This window comes from Cyclobacterium sp. 1_MG-2023 (assembly GCF_030546805.1).
In the GTDB taxonomy this organism is placed as follows: domain Bacteria; phylum Bacteroidota; class Bacteroidia; order Cytophagales; family Cyclobacteriaceae; genus Cyclobacterium.
The window spans coordinates 127,025-153,410 of sequence record NZ_JAUOPC010000015.1; the positions used below are offsets into that span (position 1 = coordinate 127,025).

Below are 26,386 nucleotides of genomic sequence, written 5' to 3' on the forward strand. Positions count from 1 at the left end.
AAATGTTATGATGGATTCGAAGCAACTTTTTGACGATACGGCCTTGGAGTGTAGTAAATTAATTACACAGCGCTACAGTACTTCATTTACATTAGGTATCAAGACTTTGTGCAAGGATCTTCACAAGCCCATCTATGGGATTTATGGATTTGTAAGGTATGCAGATGAAATTGTGGATACTTTCCATGACAAAGATAAAAAGAGATTGCTTGAAAAATTCAGGCAGGACACTTATACAGCAATTGAGGAGGGGATAAGCATGAATCCGGTGCTACATGGGTTCCAATTAATTGTGAACAAATACCATATTGAAACGGAACTCATAGAAGCTTTCCTTAAAAGCATGGCCATGGATTTGGATTTCGCTACCTACAATGATTCCAAGTACAAAGAATACATATATGGCTCTGCGGAAGTAGTTGGCTTGATGTGTTTACGGGTGTTCTGTAATGGAAACAAAGAAAAGTATGAACATTTGAAGTATGCGGCTTGTAAACTAGGCTCTGCATTTCAAAAAGTCAACTTTCTGCGTGATTTGAAAAGTGATTTTGAAGACAGAGGTAGGGTGTATTTTCCGGGAGTGGATTTCAAAACTTTCAACACTACCGTTAAGTCGGAAATTGAGTCTGATATTGAAAAAGATTTTGACGAAGCACTAATTGGAATTAACCAACTTCCAAGAGGAGCTAAATTAGGGGTAAAAATTGCCTATCTCTACTATTTGAAGTTATTTTATAAAATTAAATCTTTGTCTCCTGAAACAATTACCCAAAGGAGAATTAGAATTCCCAATACAAGAAAATTTGCCTTATTGATAGGGACCTATTTTGGTTATAAGGTGGGATGGAATTAAGCAGTAAAATAAGTGTTTTCCTGAGTTGTTTAATTCACTCTTTAGCCGGTTTATAAGGAACTGTTTTTGTGACTTAAAGCGTTAATGGAATGGGGTTTAGTTCTCCTAAACTATAAAAATTAAAATAGGCATATTAACAAACAATTGGATAAGTAGTCGGTTTATTATATATGTTAAAACTTGATGTACATATTGATCAATTTTCAGGCTTTTGCTTTGGTGTGGTTTACGCAATAGAAATGGCGGAAGACATTCTAAATGAAGAAGGTCATCTTTATTGTTTGGGAGACATTGTGCACAATGATGAGGAGGTTAAAAGGTTAACGAAGAAAGGACTAATTATCATCAATCACGAAGAATTACAAGATTTGACCAACGAAAAGGTTTTGATTAGGGCTCATGGAGAGCCTCCCGCCACCTATGAATTGGCTATAAAAAACAACCTCACCTTGGTGGATGCCAGTTGCCCGGTGGTTTTAAAGCTTCAGAATAGAATTAAAAATTCTTTTGACAAGGATGAAAACATTTACATCTATGGAAAACATGGGCATGCTGAAGTAATCGGACTTCTTGGACAAACCAGAAATAAAGCGGTGGTTTTCCAAGATATTAATGAATTGGATCTTGAAAATATCCCTAAAAATATAACTCTCTACAGCCAGACAACCAAGAGCACAGACAAGTTTTACGAGATCAATAAAATATTGCAAGAAAATGGTATTACTATCAATACGAATGATACCATTTGTCGCCAAGTTTCTAACCGTGACAAAGAGCTAAGGGGCTTTGCTGCACAGTTTGACCATATTGTTTTCGTAAGCGGTACTAAATCTTCCAATGGAAAAGTACTGTTCAATGTTTGCAAAGAAAAAAATCCTCAAACTTATTTTGTTTCTTGTCCTGAAGAGGTGGATCCCAAATGGTTTAAAGAGGGGCAGAGCGTTGGGATCTGTGGCGCTACATCAACGCCGATGTGGCTGATGGAAAAAGTGGAGGAGACAATCAAGACATTTTGATTTTTTTATCCCATAACCCATGCGCACATTCATGAATACTTCAATAAAAAGACAGTTGTCTACATCCATTGATCCAAAAGGTGTCATCATCGCTTTTTTGATTATTTTACTTTGGGGGACTTCTTTGATGTTTTTGCTGCATTATCCAATAAATTATTCAAGTCCAATTTTGTATCTAGGTATTTTGGTGCAAACGCACCTTTATACGGGTCTTTTTATTACGGCACATGATGCCATGCATGGGGTAGTTTCGAAGCATAAAAAATTAAATCATTTTATAGGATGGTTAGCTGCCATTTTGTTCTCTTTTAATTTTTATTGGAGGTTATTTCCCAACCATCACAAGCATCACCAACATGTGGCAACTGAGGAAGATCCTGATTTTCACACCTCAGATAATTTTATTTTTTGGTACCTTAGTTTTATATTAAATTACCTTACCATTTGGCAGTTTCTTTTGATGGCAATTACATTTAACCTATTGCAATTAATTTTTCCTGTAACCAATCTGATATTGTTTTGGATGTTGCCCGCTATTTTGTCTACCTTTCAATTGTTTTATTTTGGCACCTTTCTTCCGCACAGAGGAAAACATTCCAATAAACACCATTCAGGAACATTGAAAAAAAACCATGTATGGGCATTTATATCTTGTTATTTTTTTGGTTATCATTTTGAACATCATGAGTTTCCCAATGCTCCATGGTGGAGGCTTTGGAAAACAAAAAAGCTTACTAATTAATATTTAAGTCACAAATTTTTATCTAAACCTAATTCGACTGCTGATACACTCGCTTGCTATGAAGAAGTATTTATTGTCAACCTTAATGTTTTTTTTCTTCCTCACATTATATGCCCAAGAAGGGGTAATTCAGGGAAAAGTCCTTAACCCGATCAACAATGATCCCATACCCTTTGCCAATATTATTGTTCAAGGCCTGGAGGTTGGGGCTGTTTCAGACTTGGAAGGAAATTATGTTATAAGTGGATTGGAACCGGGCTTGTACAATGTGAAGGCTTCTTTTGTAGGCTTCAAATCAAAGACTGTATTTGAGGTTCAGGTTACCAAAGCCAGTGCTGTTCAATTGGACTTTGAGTTAGAAGAAGATGCTTCCAATTTGCAGGAAGTGGTGGTGGATGCAACATTCAGTAGAACGGAGGAAACGCCGGTGTCTGCCCGCCAACTCAATTCCAATGAAATTGAACGATATCCCGGAGGAAACAGAGACATTAGTAGGGTAATTCAGTCCTTACCGGGTGTGGCAAGTTCTGCAAGTTTTAGAAATGATATCATTATTCGAGGAGGAGCGCCCAATGAAAATAAATTTTTTGTTGATGAAATAGAAGTGCCCGTAATCAATCACTTCGCTACCCAAGGATCCTCGGGAGGACCGGTGGGGATTTTAAATGTTAACTTGATACAAAATGTTGAAGTACTAAGTGGAGGCTTTCCCGCCAATAGAATGAATGCCTTGAGTTCATTTTTCGAGTTCCAATTGAAAGATGGGAGACGAGACAAAATGCTTACTCAGGTCACCTTAGGGGCCAGTGAGGTAACCCTCTCCAATGAGGGGCCAATTGGAGAGAAAACCACCTATATTTTTTCTGCAAGGAGGTCATATCTTCAAGGACTTTTCAGATTGATAGGGCTACCTTTCCTGCCAACTTTTAACGACTTCACTTTCAAAACCAAGACTAAAATTAATGACAAAACGGAATTGACAGTGTTGGGGGTTGGAGCCATAGATCAATTTGCCCTAAATTTTGACGTTCCTGATGGGGAAACAGAAGAAGAAAGAGACGACAGGCTGTATTTGTTGGACAACTTGCCCATATCTACCCAGTGGAATTATGCCATGGGCGCTAAATTAAAGAAGTTTAGAGACAATGGCTTTTGGGCCTTTATTTTAAGCCGAAATATGCTTAACAATCGTTCTTATAAGTATTCAGGAAACGATGAGTCCAGTGAGGACAATTTACAATTCGATTACCTCTCTCAGGAAAGCGAAAATAAATTTAGAGCGGAAAACAGTATTTTCTCAAAAGGATATACCCTGCAATACGGAGTAAATTATGAATTCAGTCGGTATTTGATAGAAAACTATGATGTCAAATTTACGGATCAAAACGGGCTGCCTCGGGATGTTTCTTCCGTCTCTCTATTTAATAGCTATGGAGCCTTTGTGATGGGAAGTAAAAAGTACTTTGAGGATCGGTTGGTAGTGAATTTGGGTCTTCGTATGGATGGCAGTGATTTTGGCGAAACGGCTAAGAATCCCTTGAACCAACTTAGTCCCAGGTTTTCTACCAGTTATCAGTTAAAAGACAATTTGTTTTGGAATGCGAATGCAGGCATATACTACCAAAAACCACCCTACACTGTCTTGGGCTTCCAAAATAATGAAGGGATATATGAGAATCAGGTAAATGATGTGAAATTTATGCGGAGCACACATTATATCACAGGTTTTGAATGGCAATTTCCGGCAAAGAACAGAAAACTCTCTGCGGAAGTCTTTTATAAAAGTTATGCAAATTATCCCAGTTCTATTAGAAATGGGATTGCCTTGGCAAACCTTGGAGCTGATTTTGGCGTGATAGGAAACGAGCCAGTTACCTCTGACGCCAAAGGTCGGGCCTATGGTTTGGAGCTTCTTGCCCAGCAGCGTTTGTACAAAGGCTTTTATGGCATTGCAGCACTTACACTTGTGAGGAGTGAGTTTACCAATCCAAATACGGGATACCTTCCTTCTTCTTGGGACAATCGATTTATTGTTAGCCTAACAGCAGGAAAGCGGTTTAAAAAGGATTGGGAATTGGGGGCCCGGTGGCGGTTTTTGGGTGGAACGCCTTACACACCTTATGATCTGGAATCCTCCTCTTTGCGTGCCAATTGGGATTTATATAACAGTGGAAGGTTTGATTTTACAAGGATAAATGGCGAGCGATTAAAAAGTTTTCACCAGCTAGATCTGAGGGTAGATAAAAAATATTACTACAATAAATGGAATCTCAATTGGTATTTTGATATTCAAAATGCTTATAATTTCCAAGCCGAACAGCAAGCGAATTTAGTTCCCAATCGGGATGATCAGAACGGTCTGGTTGTGGACCCTGAGGACCCAAGCCGCTATTTAATAAGAGAAGTAGCAAACCCTGCAGGCACGGTGTTGCCAACTATTGGAGTGATCGTGGAGTTTTAATATTGGCTGGGTTATATGAAGTTATAAAAATCGGCTTTTATACATTATGGTTTCTTATTCCTCTATCTACGCTCTTTCATGTTTGCCAGGGTTTATCTTATTTTCTCATTCAGAAGGTAAAACGTAAAGTAAAGGAAAATGCTTCTTTGCTACTCCCCGTCTTCATGCGTTATTTTTAATTTTTAGTTCTATTTCTTTGGCTTAAATGAATGAGTTTTTATCAAGTAAAAGAACGACCTTTGTTTTTATGGGGTGATATTTTAGTTTCAATTTGAGATTAATAAAGCTTTTGCTTCGGAAAAACTTGCTGCAATTAAGGCACAAATTATGGAGATTAATGAACTAAATAAATTGCTAGGAAACATAGACCTTTATCTTTTAGATCAATTGCTAAAGGGGAGGTTTACCAAGGAGATGATGATCCTTGATGCAGGCTGTGGAGAAGGAAGAAATACCCACTATTTCATTCAGAAAGGTTATCGAATAGTTGGGGTAGATGGCAATTCATCCGCAATTAGCATGGCCAGGATTTCTGGTAAAACTTTGGATCCAAATTTTGACCCATTGAGGTTCCAAGTTGCCGAGCTGAAAGATATTCCTTTCCATTCCGAAGCTTTTGATGCAGTGCTGAGCAGTGCAGTGTTGCATTTCGCCAAAAATAAGGTTCATTTTCTTGAGCTTTTTCAGGAACATATGCGCGTGTTAAAGCCCGGCGGACTCTTTTGGTTGAGAATGTGTACAGATGCCGGAGGCGCTTTTGTCCTAAAAGATCAGTCCTCTGATTTGATGCAAAATCTACCAGATGGAACGGTGCGATTTGTATTGACTGAACCCTTGATCAAGGAAATAATGAATAAACATCAACTTAGCTTGCTTGAGCCGGCAAAATCGGTATTGGTACATAATAAAAGAGCCATGGGTGTTTTTGTTTTTCAAAAAAAAGCCAAAAAGAAATAATGGGAATAGTGGATTTGCAATATGCATTAGAGTTGGTAGGGACCTACTTTTTTGCAATTTCAGGTGCGTTGGCAATTCAAAATAAGGACCAAGATTTATTTGGTGTTGGATTTATGGGCTTTATCACGGCCATAGGAGGGGGGAGTCTGAGGGATATTCTTATCGATTCCTACCCCTTGGTTTGGATTGAAAATGTTAATTTTCTATATGCCATTTTTGCAGGCTTGATCACAACCTTTTTATTTTTTAATCACATGACCAAACTAAGGAAAACTTTGTTCCTATTTGATACCTTAGGGATAGCTTTTTTTACGATTTTGGGAGTGGAAAAGTGTTTGAATTTGGGCTTCAGGCCGGAGGTGGCAGCCATTATGGGGATGTTTAGTGCTGTGATGGGAGGCGTTATCAGGGATACACTGACCAATGAAATACCAATTCTTTTTAGAAAAGAAGTATATGCCTCAGCTTGTCTAGCCGGTGCGGTATTGTACCTCTCTTTGGATTATTTTGGTGTGGTTAGGAATACAAATTTGTTGGTTTCTATTGCATTGATTATTATAATCCGCTTGGTGGCTGTAAGGTTCAAGCTTAATTTACCCATTCTCAATTAATGAATGATTTCGATTTTAATTCTTTAACAGACAGATGGTCATTTAACCTTAATTTGAGTATCTCATTAACCATTTATATTTAATTACTATTGAATTATGCAAATACAGATTTTTCAAGACAAGGAAAGTTTACACCGTGCTGTTGCACAAATGTTCATTGAGGCAGTAAAGGTAAAGCCAAACATTATATTGGGTTTAGCCACCGGAAGCTCTCCCTTGGAAACCTATGAAAATTTGATTAAAGACCACAAAGAGAATGGTACCGATTATTCAGAAGTGGTTACTTTTAATCTGGATGAATACATTGGTTTAGAAGGATCCCATTCACAGAGTTACAGGTATTTTATGAATACTTCTTTATTTAATGGGCTTAACATCCCTTTGGGGCAAACCAATGTGCCTAGCGGAACCGGAGATGTCAATGAAACCTGTGAGGCTTATGAAAATGAAATTACCAATGCTGGAGGAATTGATTTACAATTACTGGGTATCGGCACGAATGGACACATAGGGTTTAATGAGCCGGGAACGCCTTTTGATACACGAACGCATGTGACCGCATTGACTCAAGAAACCATTGATGGAAATGCTCGATTTTTTGAAAGTGCTGATAGCGTACCCAAAAAAGCAGTAACCATGGGGATTCAGAGTATTATGGGTGCCAAAAAAATTGCACTGATTGCCTATGGTAGTAAAAAAGCTGCAGCCATTAGAGATATGGTGAATGGTCCTATTACGGAATCAATGCCTGCTTCAATTCTTCAAAATCATCCTGATGCGACTTTATTTCTCGATGAAGAGGCTGCAGCACTTTTGAAGCCTCAATAATTTTGTAATTGGTAAGAAGAAGGGAGCCATTATTTAGGGCTAGGACTGATTAATGATTAGGTTTCTCAGATAAATTCTAAATATGGTTCCTTTACCAACTTTACTTTCTACCTCAATTTTACCATCATGAGCCCTGATTTGCTCCCTAACTAGGTAAAGCCCCAGTCCCTTGCCTTCAACATGGGTGTGAAACCTTTGGTAGAGTCCAAAAATACGGTCTCCATATCTCGATAAATCTAGCCCTATGCCATTGTCTTCAAATCTTATGACACAATACTTTCCATCTTTATAAGTTTTGATGTTGACAATAGGACTGCGCTCTGGATGCTTGTATTTGACGGCATTAGTCATGAAATTCATGAAGAAGTTTTCCAGATGTGCATAAATATAGTTGATATCATTTAAAGCTTTGAAATCTTTATGGATGATAATACCCGATTCTTTGAGTTGGTTATATAAGCTTTTTTCAATATTGTTGAGCAGCAATTTAAAATCTATATGCTCAACCTTAGGTATTTTCTGTTTTTTAATGGAAACTACTTCTATCAGGTCCTGAAGGGTGGAGTCCAATAAATTGGTTGAGATTTTTAGGTTTTCCCAAATTTCGTGATTTTCAGGATCACCTGGATTTTCCTCATTATAGAGATCTAGCAAGAGCGAAATGTTAACTATTGGTGCTCTTAGGTTATGGGAAACGATATACGCAAATCTCAAAAGTTCTTCATTATGGGATTTAAGGTCTTTAATTAAGTTGACACGATCGGATTCAAGTTTTTTGGCTTCCGTAATATTTTGCTTTACCAACAAAATTCGGGCTACTTCATCGGAGCCATTCATTAGAGGTACGGCACTTTGTAGGTATTTTTTGCTCTTGGTCTCAGTCTCAAAACTAACTCTTTGGCCTTCCAGTACTTTGCTAAGCTTGCTCTTGACAATTTTTAGGTTTTTACCTGTAAACTGTTTTAAGAGGTTGGTTCCTAATAAGGATCTGGGATCTGTAGCCGACAATTTATATTCTTCACCATCCGTGAATAAATAATGATAGTTTTTGTCTAACACATCTACAGTTCCTTGTGGGAAATTTTCTGCAATGCTTCTGTAAAGCTGCTCAGATGCTATAAGTTTCTTCTCTGAGAGGGTTCTTTCCGTAATGTCATCCACGAAAACTACATAGGACTCCTTGTTCTCTTTTCCGTATAAGATCTTGGTAAATGATATTTTCAGCTCCCTGTCAATGTTGTTTTCACAAGGCAGATGAAAGTAGGCTACTTTTCGATCGGTTTTTAAAAAGTTGATAATTACTTGACGCAGTGATTTCCTAATATTATCCTTTATTAGGATGGTTTTTAGTAAGTCTTCTTTCTTCTTAATATTGAATACCGGGAGGGTCTTATTGTTTATCAGGATAGGTTCAAATTGATGGTTGACGGCAAAAATGGCATAAGCTGTGCCATTCAGTATGGCATCGTGCATGTAATTGGTTTCCTGCAGCTTGTTTTCAAATCGGAAACGGTATAGCTCTTTGCTTACCCAATCTCTAAGGATGCTAAACAACTCACTGTAGTGGGCCTTATTTTTAATGGGCTGATCATGAAGCAAACACATAGTGCCTATTTCATTTCTTTCAGTGTCGTAAAGCTTGAGCCGTATTAGTGATTTGATTTGCTGTTCAGCCAAACTTGAAATGTTTGCTAAACTCTCACTATTTCCGGTACTGATCATCAAAAAATTATTTGTGCTGTCCAAAGAAAGCAATTCTTCATTCAGAATTTCGCCCCATTTCCCATCCTTGTCTAGTAACTTTTTTCCGTCTTCACAAAGCGCAAGGACTTTCATTTCCTTCTTTTCATGAGCTAAATTTCCTATAAGACAATATTTGAACCCTAACTTTCTGAAAAGAAGGGAGTTTATTTCTTCAAATAAATTTTTCCCTTTAAACAAACTGGAGATGGCAGACACCTCTGTCAACATACCCTGAATAAATTTTTTTTCGAAAAGCTTTTTTATGAGGCCTTCTTTGCTATTTGGCCTAATAGGGTTGGGCTGAGGAGGAGTGATATTGATGATGTTGCCTGTAAGCCCTTCTTCTAACGTATATGGGCTTTGAAAGAAGCGAACATTATTCTTTATTTCTTGGTAATGCCCTTTATTATGTTTAACCCTATAAGAAATAGAGTAGTTATTTTTCCCGTATTGGTCAAGAGATAAAAAGTCTTCGATTTTTTGCTTATCCTCCGGATGAATTAAATTCAGCCAATCCCATATGTGAAAACTTCTAAAGTTCCCATCCTCATAGCCCAGTAAGTTCTGCAATGGCCCGGCCCATAATACTTCTTTAGTTTTCCTGAGGTATTTGAAGTAGACTTTTTCATGGTATTCAAGATCAACAATCTTATGCTGCTTTTTTATTTTTTTTAAGGAAGACTTAAAGGTCTGTGACTCCTTTAAGGTTACCAACCGGTAATCAGAAGTAATATTTTTGATTTTGATATTTAAACCATTGGTATCTAATGTGGCATTACCTATATTTTGTGGGCTCAATAGATCAAAATATTTCTCCTTAAGTTGAGGGTGCTTTGCTAATAAGTACTCATGAAGATCATTTACATTGTATACTTGATTCTTGTCTGGGCTTCCTAGCTCTGTTAATATCCTTTGCTCATCGGAATGGATTAACCAAGCACTCCCGGAGCTGCAAGGGGTATGGTTGATCATAGCATTCACCAAAAAACCATTGTCTCCATGGGAGACAATGCAGCCTTCAATTTTCAACCACAGAAAGGATTGCTTGTTAAATAAAAGAGGAGTTTTGAATTGATTGTTCTTCCTTAGTTGTTTAAATATATAGTCTAATAAGGAGTCACTTTGAGTAGAGAAAATATCATTTAGTATATTTTTATTTAATAAGTTGAGCTCATGGTCATCCCATGGAATGGTCTTATTGGATTGGTAAAGAATCTCAAATCTACCATCATTTAATCTTGTAAAAGTCAGTAATTGTGATTTGAAAATATTTTCAAACATCAGTTTGGTGGGGTGAAAGACTAAAAACTAGGTAAAAACTTCATTAAATTTATAAAAAAAATACGGGCTTAATACAAAAAAAATATCAAATTCATAATTCTCTATATTAAATTCATTATTATACTTACATTTCAATTTGCTTACAATTGCTTCTCAAGCAAAAAGGTGACTTTGTGAATTCTGTCCCTAGAATTGCCCTCAGGGTCTGCTCTTAATAGCTCCAAAGAAATTACTTCCCCTTCCTCAGACCTTAGCAATTCTGTAATATCTGAGAGCTCCCAAAACATGGCCGGTATTTTATTAATGGTAAGAATCTCATCCATTTCTCTGGCACCATGGCGGTATGCAGGAGAATCTTCACGGACCTCGTGGATATAGTATCTTTTCTCCTCTAATGAACTTACTCGTACACTCAGACCGCTCATGTCATATTTGAAAGGCGTTTTGTACTTGGCGCTTTTTTTATACAAAATTCGATGTCTTGGATAATCGAAAATTATCTTCATGTGGTTGAGTAGTTCCGAACCCAGACTTCCCATTCTACCCGTATTTATCAGGACTTCAGAAAACTCATTTTTTTCAGGGTAGGAGGTAATAACTCCTTTAAAATTCAAGCCGTTGATATTTAATTTTCTCACCCGTCCAACAAAACCTTCCAAATCTCCCCCAAGGGATCTCCCTAAGCTACTCTTTAGGTTTAGCTCTGGAAGGACGATGTCTTCACTTGTTTCTTGGTTGAGTAGCAAGCCATGATTTGCTCCGGTATCAATGAGAAGTTTGGCTTGCAAATCAGGCCCATTTGTTTGCTTTATACTAGTAAGGATATAAGGTTTGTTACCGATTAGTTCTATAGGGATCTCTCTAAGCCAAAAAGGCTTCCATTTAAATGCTTGTCGATTATAAAAGGTGATCAACCCATTGTCATAATCCACTTTAATTGGATTGTTTTTAAAAAACTCATGTCCAATTACCCCATAAATAGGTACGCCAAGGACTTTCTCTAACTCTAAAAAATCCTCATCCAATACCAGAATGGCCTGAAAAATCCCCTCTATGGGGCCCAAGTCAAAATGGTTGTTTGGAGATACAGAGGCGCTCAAGACGGTTTGTCCATCTGCACCCACCAAATTGAGTTTTCTGGTATAATGCATTTGCAACTCATCTGCTATTGATTTGCTAAAAAAAATGTTTGATTTCACTCCGGTATCAAAGATGAAATTTACCGGTGGGCCACCATTTATGGATACAGGTAGGATAATGAGGCTGTTTGAATCTATAAAGGGTAGTGTGATTTTCTTTTCCGCCCTTTTCATATAAAAACCAGGGACTTGACTCTTTACAGCTGAGACCGGTAAAGACCAAATTAAAAGAATGATTAGCCATTGGTTCCTATAATGCATGATGGTTTATTGTTCCTTTAATATAAAAAAATAATTTGATTTAAGAAGGGCTTTATTTTCTTAGTTGGCTATTAAAACCTCCTTAATCAGTGACAGAAATTGAACAAAAATTATGCGAAAAGGTTTTAATGAACCTTAATTTTTTACGCGTAGTTGAGTAAGAGATCTTAAATAAGTGAAGGTAAAAATAGAAAAGGCGTTTATTTATCGAAATAGACAGTTTTATGGATGTTATTGTTCGCAATCCTGACTAAGTACTAATTTAGAACCATTGAAAATAACCGGTCTTTTGGCGATTCAAAAGTTTTATGGTTTGAAAAATCTAAAAAATAACTGACCTTTATTCTTTACAACAATAAATCATGGCCGAAAAGTCTATCATTGAGAAAGCGAAGAAAATTTTTGAAAATTACCTTGTCAGACAAGGTAGCCGTAAAACCCCTGAGCGGTTTTCTGTTATAGATGAGTTATATGCTTTGCCGCAAGATGAGCATATAGATGTTGAAGGCTTGTTTTTGAGAATGCGAAACAATGGTTATTCCATAAGTAGGGCAACCATTTATAATACGCTGGATTTATTAGTGGAGTGCGGGTTGGCGGTAAAACATCAGTTTAAGGATAAAGTAGCCTTGTATGAGCAAGCACTTACCTACAAGCATCACGACCACTATGTTTGCAATCAGTGCAGAAAAATTTTGGAGTTTTCTGACGAAAGAATCAACCTGATTAAAGAAGAAATGGGAAATGCTTTTTCCTCCCACATTACCAGTCATTCACTTGTGCTGTATGGCGATTGCCAGATTCGGAATTGTGAAAACTTGCCGGTACATTAATTGACCCAGGGGGTAGTAGCTATTTTTAGTTCTTTACTTTCAAGCTGTGTTTTTAGAAAAGACCTTCTTGTAAATGGGTTTTCTCAATGAAAACTGAAAGTACAAGACAGGGTAGATAAGATAGTCCAAGATAGGGTTTGGAGAAGAAAACATTATTTCATCTATTATTATACTTTGCTCACTACCATCGGCTACTATTCGGTGTTTATGCCTCCATTTTTTGAGAAAAAAAGGCAGTTTTATTCCTTCATCAACGAAAAAATATTCTTTTTCATCTAAATGATCAGCTGTAATCTTGCTGGTCCACACTTGCTTGAAAAAAATAAAATTAAGCGCCAAACTTACCAAATCTCCAGGGGAAGATCCGTCAAAGCGGAGCAATTTCACAGGAGGAAAAGGAGGATTTAACGCCTTAAACAATTCGGCATTAAATCCCTCTTTTACTTTCATGTAGTTTTGATCTACCTTGGTGCTCAGGTTAATTTTCATCAATTGCTTGAGATGTGATTAATTCATTTGTTTTAAGTATTTGAACAAGTCACTATCAGAAGAAATTACCAAGTTGGTTTCTTCATCAAGGGAGTTTTCGAGGGCTTCCATTGATCGAAGAAACTTGTACAAGTCAATGGATTGCCTGTTTTGGTTATAAGCAGAAGCATATATCTCGGTGGCTTCCGCGTCTGCACGTCCTCGGATTTCCTCTGCTTGTCTTTGGGCTTCTGACTGAATCTGAGCCAGATCTCTTTCTTTGTCACCGAGGATTTTTCTGGCTTCACCTTGTCCTTCTGATCTGAACTGGTCTGCGATCCTGTTTCTTTCACTAATCATCCTATCGTAAACCCTGTCCCTTACTTCATCTACGTAGTTCATTCTCTTAAAACGAAAATCCAATATCCTTACTCCAAGATCGGAAGTTCTTTCATTGGCTTTCTGCAGAATGATCTCTTCAATTTTGTCTCTACCTACTTCAATTTCTTCAAGTATTTCCAACTCTTCCATAAACTCCTCGGTTACCTCTGGCTCTCTGTTGGTGGAGCGAACAATATCTAATAGGTTGTGGTTTGCGATTGCATTACGTGTTTCTCCGTCAAGGATATCGTCAAGTCTTGATTGAGCAGACCTTTCATCCCTTAATCGGATAAAAAATTGAAGGGGATTGGTGATCTCCCAGCGGGCATAGGTGTCTACAAAAATATATTTTTTGTCTTTTGTAGGTACCTGATTTTTGTCCCCATCCCATTCAAGGTATCGTTTGTCAAAAAACTGTACTTTTTGAATAAATGGAACCACAATATTTACTCCCGGGCTGGTTCTTGGCTCACCTACGGGTTTGCCAAATTGAGTGACGATGGCTTGTTGGGTTTCGTCCAGTATAAATACGCTTTGAGCGGATAAAATTACGGCAACTACTACCAATATTATATAGAATAAATTACTTTTTTTCATGCTTTGATGAGGTTAATTGTTAAGTAGGTACTTTACTTATTGGGTAGGGGCTGTAGCTTTATTCAGGTTTAATAATGGCAGTACATTGCTTCCTTTTTCATCAGTGATGATTTTATTTCCAATTTTTGGCAGTACTTTTTCAAGCGTCTCCAAGTAAATCCTTTGTTTGGTCACTTCCGGAGATTTGATATAAGCCTTAAAGATTGAATTGAATCTTTCAGCTTCTCCTCTGGCCCCATTTACTCTTGTTAATGCATAGGCTTCTGCCAATTGAATGGTCTCTTCAGCCTCTCCCCTTGCCCTTGGAATAATCCGGTTATAATCTGCTTCCGCTTGATTAATTAAGGTTTCCCTCTCCTGTTGGGCTTCATTTACTGCATTGAAACTTGGTTTGACAGGTTCAGGAGGATTGACATCTTGTAATACCACCTGGTCAACCCTAATGCCATTTTCATATTCATCGCACATTTCCTGTAACAAAACTTCTACGCTTGTGGCAATTTCTTGTCGACCCACTGTAAGCACTTCGTTGACCGTCCTATCTCCCACAATTTTTCTCATGGCAGACTCTGACATATCGTTCAAAGTCTTTTCTGCATTCCTTACCTTAAATAAATACTTGTAAGAATCTACAATTCGATATTGAACCACCCATTCCACATCAGTTAAATTGAGGTCACCCGTTAGCATCATGCTCTCATCAATATAGCCGGATTTGACATATTGCGATTGGCCATTTGAGGTGGAGGAGGAACGAAACCCAAACTCCAGCTTTAATTGCCTTTGAACCGGTATTTTATACATGGTTTCCACGAAAGGAATGATAAAGTTTAGCCCCGGTGAAACCGTACGGTTGTACTCACCAAGTTGAATCACTACACCTTCTTCTTCTGGGCCTACTGTTTTAATAGCTGAAAACACCATGATAATTACTACCAATCCGAGAATGATTTTGGACAAGTACTTTTTTACCCAATCCGGATCGATATTTATTTCAAATTGTTTTTCTGACATAAGATTACTTTTTTTGCAATTTACGATTAATTGACAGAAATACCTTCGGTAATATTTTTCATTTCCTCAATTAAATTATCTAAACGAATTAGTTGGGGAGAGGTTGGAACTACCACTCTAAATAAAAGAAGGGAATGCCGATTTCTGTATTTGATGGGGGTGTAATCGGTTAGATTATAGCGATTTATTTTTGGTGATTAATTTTTTCTACGAATTTTCTCGCTAAAACACCCAAAGGAAGAGTCCAAAGAGTATTAGCCAGACAATGTCCATGAATTTCCAGTATAGGCTAAACAATTCTAGTCTCATTTTCTCATAAGGATTTGTTAAAATCACCAGCGATTTCACCTGATCTTTTTCACTTTTCTGCAATAATAGCAATAATATTACTGCGTAAATCATGGCTCCGGCAAGGTGGAAAAGGTGAATGCCACTAAGTAAATAAAGAAAACTACCTGAGGGTAACCCGGTGAAATCTATACCTGATGTAGCCAACTCTTGCCAGCCCTTGAATTGAAAAAAAGTAAAAAATATGCCCAAGCCAAGTGTATAGGCAAGGTTACGTTTTGTTTTCTTTAAATCGTGTGCCAAAAAAGCAGGAATGATTTGTGCAGAAATAAAGGCACTTCCTATGATCAAAAAACTACTGATAATAAATGATTTTGGCATTTGGTATTGTCCAAGGGAATTGGATGCAGACTGAGAAAGTACAAATGCTGTTGCTAAGAAAAAAAAGACCAACCCACTACTAAACATCGCCAAATAAATTAGCATACGGTAGGGGTGCAATTGCTCTATTTTTTTAAACCAATGGGTTTGTTCCCTTTCTTTTGATAGACTCATGATGGATAAACAAATGAAAAGGGGATAACGTTGGCACAAATAAATAAAAAGTTAAACTTTTTTCAATGTTTACCATTTGTTAATCTATATATCCTTTAAGCCCTAATGGGGTTTCAATGATATTTAATAAATTGCATCCACTTAATTTATAAATCGAAAATAGATTTGTAGGTGAAGTAAATAAATAATTTAATGATAAGCTCGTCCATGGAGGCTGTGGGAAAAGCTAAATAGGAAGAGAGAGGTAGCTTTAATTGGGTTATTGTTAGTTGTTAAAGTGTAAATAGTAATTGCCCCAGGGGGCACCATAAAAGAGAATAGTTGGACAAGCAATCGTTTTTATCGCTTTACGAAGAGGATCCGTTTGTAAAGAACCTTGCATTAGGTATTGGTTCCGGAGAACAAAAGAAAATAAATGTGAAGGGGCTTTCAGGAAGCATGGACATGTTAATTGTTCATACTATCAGTAAGCTTAACGGTGGCTTTCATCTTGTTTTGGCCAACGACCGTGAAGAAGCTGCCTATCTGGCAAGTGATTGGCAGACTTTCGCCGGGGAAGCTGCTTACCATTATCCAGCCAGTTACAAAAGGCCCTATCACTACGAAGAGGTGGAGAATGCAAATGTATTGATGCGTTCTGAAATCCTCAATCGCCTATCTGATGAAAGTTTGACCGGAAAGGTGCTGATCACCTCGCCGGAAGCGATATATGAGAAGGTAATCAACAAAAAAAGCCTCAAAGAAAACACCTTTGCAGTAAAGGTGGGAGAGAAGGTCGACTTGGAGTTTATTGAAGAATTATTGAGTACTTATGGTTTTGAAAAGGCTGACTTTGTGTATGAAGCCGGTCAATTTGCCGTAAGGGGTGGGATCATCGATATTTTTTCATATGCCAGTGATTTGCCATATCGGCTGGAGCTTTTTGGTAAAGAAATTGACAGTATCAGGACTTTTGATCCGGAGAGTCAGTTGTCAACAGAAGCTGTGGATCAAATCAGTATATTGCCCAATATCCAGACCAAAATGGAAAAGGAGATTAGGCAATCTGTCATGGACTTCTTCCCTGAAGGTACCTGCTTTTGGATCAAAGACTTCAAGCATGTTACCAACACCATTAAGCAGTTATATGACAAAGCTTGCCAACATTACGGTGATTCCGGAGAGAGTAGTTCATTACTTATGGCCCCGGAAAAGTTGTTTCTTGATGAAAATACTTTTGCAGCGCAAATAGAACCTTTCACCTTGCTTGCTTTTGGTCATGTTTTTGAATGGAAAGGCGTGCCTGAATACCAATTTAAAGGACAGCCCCAGCCCTCATTTAACAAGCAGTTTGAACTCTTGGTACAAAATCTCAATGAAAATTCAGCCAAAGGGATTGCGAATATCATCTGTTCTGAAAGCGAGAAGCAAATAAGCCGCCTGACCAATATTTTCCATGAATTAGATCCCGCCTTATCGGTTCAAACATTAGCGATTAACCTAAAGGAAGGTTTTGTTGATAATTCATTGAAAATCGCCTGCTATACAGACCACCAAATCTTTGAAAGGTTTTACAGGTACAAAACAACCAAAAAAACTTCCAAGTCGAAGGCCCTTACATTAAAAGAGATCAAAAGTCTGCACCCGGGGGATTTTATCGTCCATGTGGATTATGGGATAGGTCGTTTTGCCGGTTTAGAAAAAGTGGAGGTAAACGGGAAGTTGCAGGAAGCTATTCGGTTGGTGTTTAGGGACGATGACTTACTTTATGTAAATATCCACTCTTTACATAAAATTTCTAAGTACAGCAGTCAGGAAGGTACAATGCCTACCATGTCCAAGCTGGGTACCCAAGAATGGGAAAATAAGAAGAAAAGGGTCAAGAGCAAAGTAAAGGATATTGCCAAAGATTTAATTAAGTTATATTCCAAAAGAAAGGCTGCTTCAGGCCATAAGTTTTCTACAGATAGTGTGCTTCAAGTGGAATTGGAAAGCTCCTTTATTTATGAGGATACTCCCGATCAGGCCTCAGCTACTGCTGATGTTAAGCAAGACATGGAGAAACCTTACCCTATGGATAGACTTGTATGTGGGGATGTGGGTTTTGGTAAAACGGAAGTAGCAGTAAGAGCAGTGTTCAAAGCTGTGAACGATAGAAAGCAGGTTGCAGTACTGGTGCCCACTACTATCTTGGCCATGCAACATTACCAGACCTTCAAAGAACGGCTGGAGAATTTCCCAGTCAATATAGATTATATCAACCGATTCAGAACAGCCAAGGAAGTTAGGGAAATCATAGAAAAGGTAGGAAATGGTGAGATAGATATTTTAATTGGTACGCACAAAATTGTAAACAAAGCAATGAATTTCAAGGACCTTGGGCTATTGGTCATTGATGAGGAACAGAAGTTTGGAGTAAAGGTCAAAGATCAGCTAAAACAGCTTCGTGTCAATGTGGATGTGCTTACCCTGACAGCTACCCCAATACCTCGAACGCTTCATTTTTCATTAATGGGTGCCAGAGATCTTTCCGTCATTGCTACACCTCCACCTAATCGCCAGCCTGTAACAACCGAGATACATACATTTAGGGAGGATGTTATCCGCGATGCGGTTGCCACTGAGTTAGGCCGAGGAGGCCAAGTGTTTTTTGTGCACAATAGGGTCATGGAGATTGACTCAATTGCCAACTTGATCTTGAGACTGGTACCTGATGCCAGAGTCATAGGTGCCCACGGGCAGATGGATGGGAAAAAGCTCGAAAAGATTATGGTAGATTTTATTGAAGGTGCTTATGATGTATTGGTGTCTACCAATATTATTGAGTCAGGACTTGATATACCCAATGCCAATACAATTATTATCAATCGGGCCCATATGTTTGGCATGAGTGATCTGCACCAAATGAGGGGGAGAGTTGGAAGAAGTAATAAAAAGGCCTACTGTTATCTCCTTACTCCACCAACCTCAACGTTAACGCCAGAAACCAGAAAACGATTGCAAGCCATGGAAGAATTTTCTGACCTTGGTGATGGTTTTAAGGTAGCCATGAGGGATCTGGATATCCGTGGAGCCGGGAATTTATTGGGGGCAGAGCAAAGTGGTTTTATCTCTGATATGGGTTTTGAAATGTACCACAAAATATTAGATGACGCCGTACAGGAACTCAAACAAACCGAGTTTGCATCGATTTTTGAGCAGGACTTGAAAAAGGTGGTGGCACCATTGGTTCAGGATTGTGTGATTGAGACAGATATGGAACTCTTGATTCCTGAAAGTTATGTAAGCAATATTTCAGAAAGATTGAGCTTGTACTCCAAATTGGATGACATTAAAGAAGAAGAATCCCTTGAGAAATTTAGAAAAGAGATCAGGGATAGGTTTGGTGCCATTCCGGAAAGGGTTCAGGCATTGCTAGAAACAGTTGAACTCAGATGGATGGCAGTTAACCTCGGTTTTGAAAAACTTTCATTGAAAAATGAACAAATGAAATGTTACTTCGTTTCATCAAAGGAAGACCCTTATTTTAGCTCTCCTATTTTTATGAATATTATCAAGTTTATTCAATCAAAAAGCAGGCTCTGCAAAATAAAGGAAACCAAAGATCGTTTAATCCTCATAGTGAAGGGAGTAGATACCATTCAGAAAGCCCAAAACTGGCTTGTTGAAATGACTGCAGATAAATAATTGTTTATCTTGAAATGTGGATTTATTTAATAAACAGTGAATTAGAATAGATGATTAATAAATAACTCCTTCTTTTTTTTAAATTTAAGATGAAATTTCGTGTGGAGAATTGTTGAGATTGTACAATTTTTTTTGTCGTTTTTCACAGGAATTTGATATAATTGGTTTTTATCTTGGGTTTGATAAGAAAAAGAATATTGTTATAATATATTATTGGTCATATATTAGCGTTTTATTAAGACAAAACTTAAAACTTGTCGCATGAAATTTGAGAATAAAAATTTTCAATTTAGTTTTTTTGTTGCAGTAGCTTTACTGGGATTATTGATGTCTTCTTGTGGTCAACAAACTTCGAGAAGAACCGCTAGTAATCCAGGAGGTGTAAGTGCATCAACTGGAGCTAAATACAGTTTTGATGAAGAGGATTCTGCTTTTCAGGTATTTAGGCTTCCAAGAGAAGTGATTGGTCCAAGGCTGGTTTTTATCCAGGGAGGAAGAGCTGTTTTGGGATCGCAGGAACAAGACATAATGGGTTTCCGCGACAATGTTGAAAGAACAGTAACAATTGCTTCGTTTTATATGGATGAAACAGAGGTTACCAATGTAGACTATAAAGAATTTCTTTTCAATATAGCAGACAGTGTAAGTGCTGATTCTCTCAAAAAATTAGAACCAAACGAAAATGTATGGGCAAATGCAATGTCCTACAATGATGTTTACTCAACTTACTATTTTCGGTATCCCGGTTTTAATTTCTACCCGGTTGCAGGTGTAAGCTGGACACAGGCCAATGCCTACAGTGCTTGGAGAACCCAATATGTAAACGAGTTAGAACGAGAAAGAAATTTTGGAGGTAAGAAGAGAAATGATGATGGAGAAGAAACTGCTGAACTTTCTTTTGATCAGTTAATAGAACGCGGCGTGGTATTTCCTAATTATCGACTTCCGAATGAGGCAGAATGGGAATTTGCAGCCAAGGGGATGATTGGAACACAATACATGGATGAAAACCAAGAGAATGGTAGGATTTATCCATGGGATGGAAGAGGTCCTCGAAACCCATACAATATCAAAAGAAAATCCAGACAAGGTGATTTCTTGGCCAACTTTAAAAGAGGCCGAGGGGATTATGCCGGTCTATCTGGAAGTGTGTCAAACGACGGAGAAATTATCCCTACAAACGTTTATGATTTCCCTCCAAATGATTTTGGCTTGTACAATATGGCGGGTAATATGAATGAGTGGGTACAGGATGTCTACAGACCGCTTTCTTTTCAGGATTTTGATGACCTCAACCCTATCAGGAAAGATGGGACAAATGATGAAGAAGACACTTACAACACCACTTTGATAGACGATAATTTCAGGGTTTTCAAAGGTGGGTCTTGGAGAGATGTGGCTTATTGGTTGGCTCCTGGAACCAGAAGATTTATGCACCAAGATTCTTCTTCCAATCATATTGGTTTTAGATGTGCCATGATTGCAGTTGGAGGCAAAGACAGATAATATATAAACTTGTTTTAAGTTTTACAAAAAGGGCTTTTCAGCCCTTTTTTTTATATCCTGTTTTTTTGATTTTGTAATAGGAAAAAGGTCTTTCAGACAGAGGGGGCATATTAAATTTCTTTTTACTGTTATATGCTGAATTATATATTATTTTTGTAAGTATAATTTATTTAGACTTAGGCATTTATATGAAGCGGGGTTTACTTTTATGTTTTTTCACTTTTTTACTTTTTCAAATTGGGTTTGGGCAAAGTTGGAGAAGAGTAGGGAGCTGGGGAAATGACTACAGGTCTATTCAATGGGTGAACACCAATGTGGGGTATATTGGAGGAGAAAACATATTGCTAAAGTCCATAGATGGAGGGCTTAGCTGGATAGAAATGGAGCTCCCGGAACAAATGAATGTTAATGATGTCTCATTTTTTGATGACCAGAATGGGGTCTTACTTGGAGATGAAGGGCTAATTTACAGATCCACAGACGGAGGAATTAGTTGGGTAAAACCTACTTATCCTGAAGGGGGCATATTGAATAATGTTGTTCACGTGGATGAAAACATTATGGTAATTAGTGGTGATAACGGTGTTATTTTACGTTCAAGTAATAGTGGTTCTACTTGGGTTGCAGTGAACGTTCCAACGACAGCTTCAGTCAATAAAGTGTCTTTTGTCGATGAAATTCTTGGCTATGCTGTAACCGCCGATTCGGAGATTCTTAAAACAACAAATGCCGGCCTGACTTGGGAATTGTTTGATTCTGGATTTGATGTTTCCTTAAATGCGATTTATTTTACAGATGACACTACTGGATATGCTGTTGGTGACGAAGGTGCCATTATCAAAACAGAAGATGGAGCGGAAAACTGGGAGTTTATAAACAGTGGCATTGATTCAGACCTTAAGGATGTCATTTTTAATCCTTCGTATCCACTGATAGGGGTAATAAGTGGAGATGGAGGAACAGTTTTGCGAACTGCTAATGGGGGGCTAACTTTTATAGGAGCTATTTCAAGAACTGTTGAAAATATTGAACGCTTGTCCATTAGACCCGAAACCAATAATGTTTTGGCAGTTGCACCCAGTGGTATTTTAATCTCCTCAAACAATACCGGCTCGAGTTGGAGTTTGAGGCTATCGGGGAATGCCAATGATTATAAGGGGGTGGAATTTGTGACAGATCAGAAAGGTTATATTGTCGGCGAAAACGGTTTAATTATTACGACGACAAATGGAGGTTCTCGTTTGACAGATCGCTCCAGATCTATTTCATTGCCATTCAATGCTGTGTATTTTGTTACCAGTACTGCCGGATTTGTTTCGGGAAATAACGGGAATATTATTTCAACACGGAACTCCGGAGTAAATTGGACTACCCTTAATCCAGGAACAATAAAGAATGTAAATGGACTGTATTTTTTCGATTTCAATATTGGTTTTGCTGTTGGCGATAGGGGGTTAATTACAAAAACCGATAACCAAGGTGTAAATTGGGAAGAAATATCCTCCGGTTACGATGATATTAACTTAAATGATATTTCTTTCTTCAACGAAAATGATGGATTGATCATTGGTGAAGAAGGTATGGTAATGGTTAGCTCCGATGCCGGCTTAAATTGGCAGAAAGTAAGTATTGGCAGCAATGTCGAATTAAAGGCGCTGGCAATCTTGGATGAAAATACAGCCATTGCCGTAAGTCCAAGTAGTGCTGTTTTTAAAACCGTTGACAAGGGCTTGAATTGGGAACAGATCCAATCAGGGTTCAACATACCTTTGACTGATATTGAATTTCTTGATGAATCTGTTGGCTTTATAACCGGAGATAATGGTTTGATCCTACGCACCTTTGATGCAGGAGAAAATTGGGAACAATTGGAAACAGCTACTTTTCAAAATTTCACAGGTATCAGTTTTGGGGATTTGAATGTAGGTTATGCAGTTGGGGAAAATGGATTGCTTTTCCAATATACCTGCCAAGTGCCTGATGTTATTCCTACCATTTTTGGGGAGGATAACATTTGTATTAGTCAACAAATCTATTCTATTCAAGACTTTGGCTTGGAAGGTGTAGCGTACGACTGGCGTGTAGATGGCGGAACCGTAATTCAAGGTCAAGGCACCACCAGAGTGGTGATAAGATGGGATACTCCGGGAAGAAATGCCGTAATGGTAAGGGGAACCAATAATTGTGGAAATGGAGAAACCACTGCATTGGAGGTAGTAGTTTCAGAAGAGCCTAAGGAAACTTCTGTGATTCAAGGAGAAGGTGTGGTCTGTGTCAATACATTGGAAGAATATTATGTAGATTCTGTTCCGGGTACCGAGTATTTCTGGGAAGCTACCGGAGGAGTAGTAAGGGAAGGCCAAGGTACCGCTGTAGTCACCATTGAATGGACCAATTTAGACGAACATATTGTGAAAGTGTCAAGTAGGAATCCTTGCGGTGAAGGTCCTACAACCGAAAAGATTGTTCGTGTTATAACTGTTCCCGACCAACCTTCCGAAATTCAAGGGACTGTTAAGGTCGGTTTTCAAGAAGCAGATTATGAAGTGCTTGGTGAACAAGATATCAACTATCAATGGTCAATTTCCGGAGGTGGAGACATTATTAGCGGTCAAGGAACCTCTACCATACGTGTTAACTGGACGAGCCCAGGGGACCATATAGTCCAAGTAACGCCGGTAAATGCATGTGACCAAGGACCTAGCAGAGTACTTTCAGTAAATGTTAATCTTATCACTTCCATAGAGGAAGAGGCAGCTGATGCGAATATTGAAGTGTTTCCAAGCCCTTCTTTCACTGGAGATATTCATGTTTCTGTAAAAGGTATTGCAGGGTTAGAATACATTGGTATATACAATTCCATGGGGCTGAAAATTAAAGAGGTAGCCACTTCAACAGGGCAATTTGTGTATTTTATCAATGACTTGCCTAAAGGATTGCATGTGTTACTTATTCGTACCAGAACAAAAGAGTATAAAAGAAAAATTCTTATACTTTAAAGATTGATTGAGTGCAAAACAAAACCTTGACAGTTTCTTCCGTCAAGGTTTTGTAGCAAATTAGATGTAAAGCTGTAAAGGTATAAATCCTGATTACCGGATTTTATAGAAGGCTGATTAGCAACTAATCCTCCATTCCCCCGCCCTTCATTTTTTCAGCATTTTCAGCAAACCTAAGGGCACTTATAAAGTCTTCTATACTGCCTTCCATTACCTCCGGTAGGTTATAAACGGTTTTATTGATGCGGTGATCTGTCACCCTACTTTGTGGGTAATTGTAGGTCCGGATTTTGTCTGACCTATCTCCACTTCCTACCATAGATCTCCTTTGGGCTCCAACCTCCTCGTTATGTTTAGCAAGCTCTATTTCATAGATCCTTGACCGCAATACTTTAAGTGCTTTTTCAAAGTTTTTAATTTGCGATTTTTGATCTTGACAGGTCACCACAATACCTGAAGGTTCATGTGTAAGCCGTACAGCTGAATAAGTGGTGTTTACAGATTGTCCACCCGGCCCTGAGGAACAATAGGTGTCTTTTCTAACTTCATTCATGTCAATTTCCACATCCACTTCTTCCATTTCAGGCAAAACAGCTACTGTGGCTGCTGAAGTATGCACCCTTCCTTGTGTTTCCGTGGCAGGAACCCTCTGAACCCGATGAACACCGGATTCATACTTTAGCATTCCATACACATCAGCACCGGAAACGGAGCTAATGATCTCCTTATAACCTCCGGAAGTTCCAAAAGTCAAATCCAAGATGGTAAGGTTCCAGTTTTGCTTTTCGCTAAACCTTTGGTACATTCTAAAAAGATCTCCGGCAAAGATGGCCGCTTCATCTCCTCCTGTTCCACTTCTAATTTCAAGAATGCAGTCCTTGGAATCATTGGGGTCTTTAGGAATTAACATTTTTCTGAGATCTTCTTCCATCTCATTTTTTTTGTTTTTCAATTCCTCCCACTCTATTTTGGCCATCTCACGAAATTCCGGATCTTTCTCCTTGTCTAGGATTGCCTTGGTGCTTTCTATATTTTCTAAGGTGAGTCGGTAACTGTCATATGCAGCAACAACTTTTTCCAGGTCTTTGTATTCCTTAGATAATTTGGTGTAATTTCCCATGTCACTCATTACATCCGGTTGGATGATGAGTTGTGAAACTTCTTCAAATCTATCTTTTATTGCTTCAAGTTTGTCCAGCATGCTTGTTGTATTTGGAAGGCAAAATTAAGCAATAATGTTGATGATTACCCGACACAGATTTATTTTATATGTTAGTGGGACCAAAAAAGCCGCTTAGTGTAAATTAAATTTAGGTTTACCATAACTAAAAAGGGTTGGAAGTCCCTCTTTCATCTCCTCAGCAAAGGTGGCCCGGTAGGTTGTCTTTTTTTTGATAAGTCCGTATATTTAATAACACAACAAAATACATAGATGATGGGCTTGAAACACAATTGGTATATCTTAGGACTTTCCTTTATTATAGGCATTAGCAGCTGCAATGATGGAAAAAAAATTGATCGTGATCTTGTAGATGAGGTGAATAAAGCCAACGAGGTAAAAAAACTAAGCGAGGCTGAAATTACAGCGCATGCCATGAAGTGGGGGGAGGAGATAAGTATGGAGGCCCAGAAAGCCCTAATGGGGACCTTGCAAAAGGCCATGCAGGAAAATGGGCCTGAAGGGGCGGTAAGCTTTTGCAATGTGGAGGCTTTAGACATTACAAAAGAAGTAGCAGATAAATACAAAGTCACGATTAAGAGGGTTTCTGTGAAAAATCGCAATCCGAAGAATGTCCCCAACGAAAAAGAGAAGGAATTACTGGATGCTTATGCTTATAACAGTGAAAATAAGATAGAAAACCAAGCCAATATTCAGAAAATTGAAGATGGACAGGTCTTGTTATTTACCAAGGCTATCACCATTCCAAATGGGCTTTGCCTCAATTGTCATGGACAACCCGGCAAGGACATCCAAAAAGGGACAGCCGAAAAAATAAAAAACCTTTACCCTGATGATAAGGCGATTAACTATCAAGTGGGTGATTTAAGGGGGATGTGGAGCATTGCCATGCCTAAGAAAGAAGTAGTAAAAGGGATTTAGTAGGAAGAGTAAATTAACGTAACTAGCTTCAGTATTGAATTCCCCGGCTAAGCGTTTGGTGTTTCCGGTGTCTGGTTTTTATTGAT

The 26,386-nt window shown here is 38.2% G+C and carries 19 protein-coding genes; 12 read left to right on the forward strand and 7 right to left on the reverse strand.

Annotated features, from left to right (window positions below; translation table 11 throughout):
* Nucleotides 1-10 precede the first annotated feature (10 nt).
* From Q4534_RS20665 to nagB, 7 genes are all read left to right on the forward strand, one after another.
* Complete coding sequence (locus tag Q4534_RS20665; RefSeq protein ID WP_303615083.1) at nt 11-853, forward strand: phytoene/squalene synthase family protein; 843 nt, start codon at nt 11-13, stop codon at nt 851-853.
* Between the two features lie 170 nt (nt 854-1,023).
* On the forward strand, nt 1,024-1,869 hold the full coding sequence (locus Q4534_RS20670; RefSeq protein WP_303615056.1) for a 4-hydroxy-3-methylbut-2-enyl diphosphate reductase: 846 nt from the start codon (nt 1,024-1,026) through the stop codon (nt 1,867-1,869).
* Between the two features lie 31 nt (nt 1,870-1,900).
* A complete protein-coding gene (locus tag Q4534_RS20675) occupies nt 1,901-2,611 on the forward strand; it encodes a fatty acid desaturase (protein WP_303615057.1) in 711 nt (236 codons plus the stop codon).
* 58 nt (nt 2,612-2,669) lie between these two features.
* Nucleotides 2,670-5,072: a TonB-dependent receptor gene (locus Q4534_RS20680; RefSeq protein ID WP_303615058.1), complete on the forward strand. Its 2,403-nt coding sequence runs from the start codon at nt 2,670-2,672 to the stop codon at nt 5,070-5,072.
* Between the two features lie 327 nt (nt 5,073-5,399).
* Nucleotides 5,400-6,029, forward strand: coding sequence for a class I SAM-dependent methyltransferase (locus Q4534_RS20685; protein WP_303615059.1), 630 nt, complete (start codon nt 5,400-5,402; stop codon nt 6,027-6,029).
* An 8-nt stretch (nt 6,030-6,037) separates the two neighbouring features.
* Entirely contained in the window at nt 6,038-6,640 is a 603-nt protein-coding gene (locus Q4534_RS20690) for a trimeric intracellular cation channel family protein (protein WP_014019352.1), read from the forward strand.
* 96 nt (nt 6,641-6,736) lie between these two features.
* Complete coding sequence (gene nagB / locus Q4534_RS20695) at nt 6,737-7,468, forward strand: glucosamine-6-phosphate deaminase (protein WP_303615060.1); 732 nt, start codon at nt 6,737-6,739, stop codon at nt 7,466-7,468.
* A gap of 39 nt (nt 7,469-7,507) precedes the next feature.
* On the opposite strand, the gene Q4534_RS20700 is transcribed toward nagB, so the two are convergent.
* Together Q4534_RS20700 and Q4534_RS20705 are read right to left on the reverse strand one after the other, a co-directional pair.
* Nucleotides 7,508-10,492: a PAS domain-containing sensor histidine kinase gene (locus Q4534_RS20700; RefSeq protein WP_303615061.1), complete on the reverse strand. Its 2,985-nt coding sequence runs from the start codon at nt 10,490-10,492 to the stop codon at nt 7,508-7,510.
* A 140-nt stretch (nt 10,493-10,632) separates the two neighbouring features.
* A complete protein-coding gene (locus tag Q4534_RS20705; protein ID WP_303615062.1) occupies nt 10,633-11,892 on the reverse strand; it encodes a retropepsin-like aspartic protease in 1,260 nt (419 codons plus the stop codon).
* A gap of 362 nt (nt 11,893-12,254) precedes the next feature.
* On the opposite strand from Q4534_RS20705, the gene Q4534_RS20710 reads away from it, so the two are divergent.
* A complete protein-coding gene (locus tag Q4534_RS20710) occupies nt 12,255-12,725 on the forward strand; it encodes a Fur family transcriptional regulator (RefSeq protein ID WP_014019348.1) in 471 nt (156 codons plus the stop codon).
* Between the two features lie 39 nt (nt 12,726-12,764).
* Here the strand turns inward: Q4534_RS20710 and Q4534_RS20715 are convergent, their stop codons facing one another.
* The 4 genes from Q4534_RS20715 to Q4534_RS20730 all read right to left on the reverse strand — a co-directional run bounded on the left by Q4534_RS20715 (nt 12,765) and on the right by Q4534_RS20730 (nt 16,028).
* Nucleotides 12,765-13,214 carry a hypothetical protein gene (locus Q4534_RS20715; RefSeq protein WP_303615063.1) on the reverse strand — a complete coding sequence of 150 codons (450 nt, stop codon included), beginning with the start codon at nt 13,212-13,214 and terminating at the stop codon, nt 12,765-12,767.
* 18 nt (nt 13,215-13,232) lie between these two features.
* The gene (hflC, locus tag Q4534_RS20720; RefSeq protein ID WP_303615064.1) at nt 13,233-14,171 is read right to left on the reverse strand and encodes a protease modulator HflC; all 939 of its coding nucleotides are present in this window, start codon (nt 14,169-14,171) and stop codon (nt 13,233-13,235) included.
* Between the two features lie 36 nt (nt 14,172-14,207).
* The gene (gene hflK / locus Q4534_RS20725) at nt 14,208-15,185 is read right to left on the reverse strand and encodes an FtsH protease activity modulator HflK (protein WP_303615065.1); all 978 of its coding nucleotides are present in this window, start codon (nt 15,183-15,185) and stop codon (nt 14,208-14,210) included.
* 222 nt (nt 15,186-15,407) lie between these two features.
* Nucleotides 15,408-16,028, reverse strand: coding sequence for a cytochrome C oxidase subunit III (locus Q4534_RS20730; RefSeq protein WP_303615066.1), 621 nt, complete (start codon nt 16,026-16,028; stop codon nt 15,408-15,410).
* A 321-nt stretch (nt 16,029-16,349) separates the two neighbouring features.
* Between Q4534_RS20730 and mfd the strand changes: the two genes are divergently transcribed.
* The 3 genes from mfd (at nt 16,350) to Q4534_RS20745 (ending at nt 24,199) form a co-directional block, all read left to right on the forward strand.
* On the forward strand, nt 16,350-19,694 hold the full coding sequence (gene mfd, locus Q4534_RS20735; protein WP_303615067.1) for a transcription-repair coupling factor: 3,345 nt from the start codon (nt 16,350-16,352) through the stop codon (nt 19,692-19,694).
* Between the two features lie 261 nt (nt 19,695-19,955).
* Entirely contained in the window at nt 19,956-21,200 is a 1,245-nt protein-coding gene (gene gldJ / locus Q4534_RS20740) for a gliding motility lipoprotein GldJ (RefSeq protein WP_303615068.1), read from the forward strand.
* A gap of 188 nt (nt 21,201-21,388) precedes the next feature.
* Nucleotides 21,389-24,199: a YCF48-related protein gene (locus Q4534_RS20745; RefSeq protein ID WP_303615069.1), complete on the forward strand. Its 2,811-nt coding sequence runs from the start codon at nt 21,389-21,391 to the stop codon at nt 24,197-24,199.
* Between the two features lie 124 nt (nt 24,200-24,323).
* On the opposite strand, the gene prfA is transcribed toward Q4534_RS20745, so the two are convergent.
* Complete coding sequence (gene prfA, locus Q4534_RS20750; protein WP_303615070.1) at nt 24,324-25,400, reverse strand: peptide chain release factor 1; 1,077 nt, start codon at nt 25,398-25,400, stop codon at nt 24,324-24,326.
* A gap of 231 nt (nt 25,401-25,631) precedes the next feature.
* Here prfA and Q4534_RS20755 point away from each other — a divergent pair, with 231 nt between their 5' ends.
* The gene (locus Q4534_RS20755; protein WP_368509166.1) at nt 25,632-26,300 is read left to right on the forward strand and encodes a DUF3365 domain-containing protein; all 669 of its coding nucleotides are present in this window, start codon (nt 25,632-25,634) and stop codon (nt 26,298-26,300) included.
* The last annotated feature ends 86 nt before the right edge of the window (nt 26,301-26,386 follow it).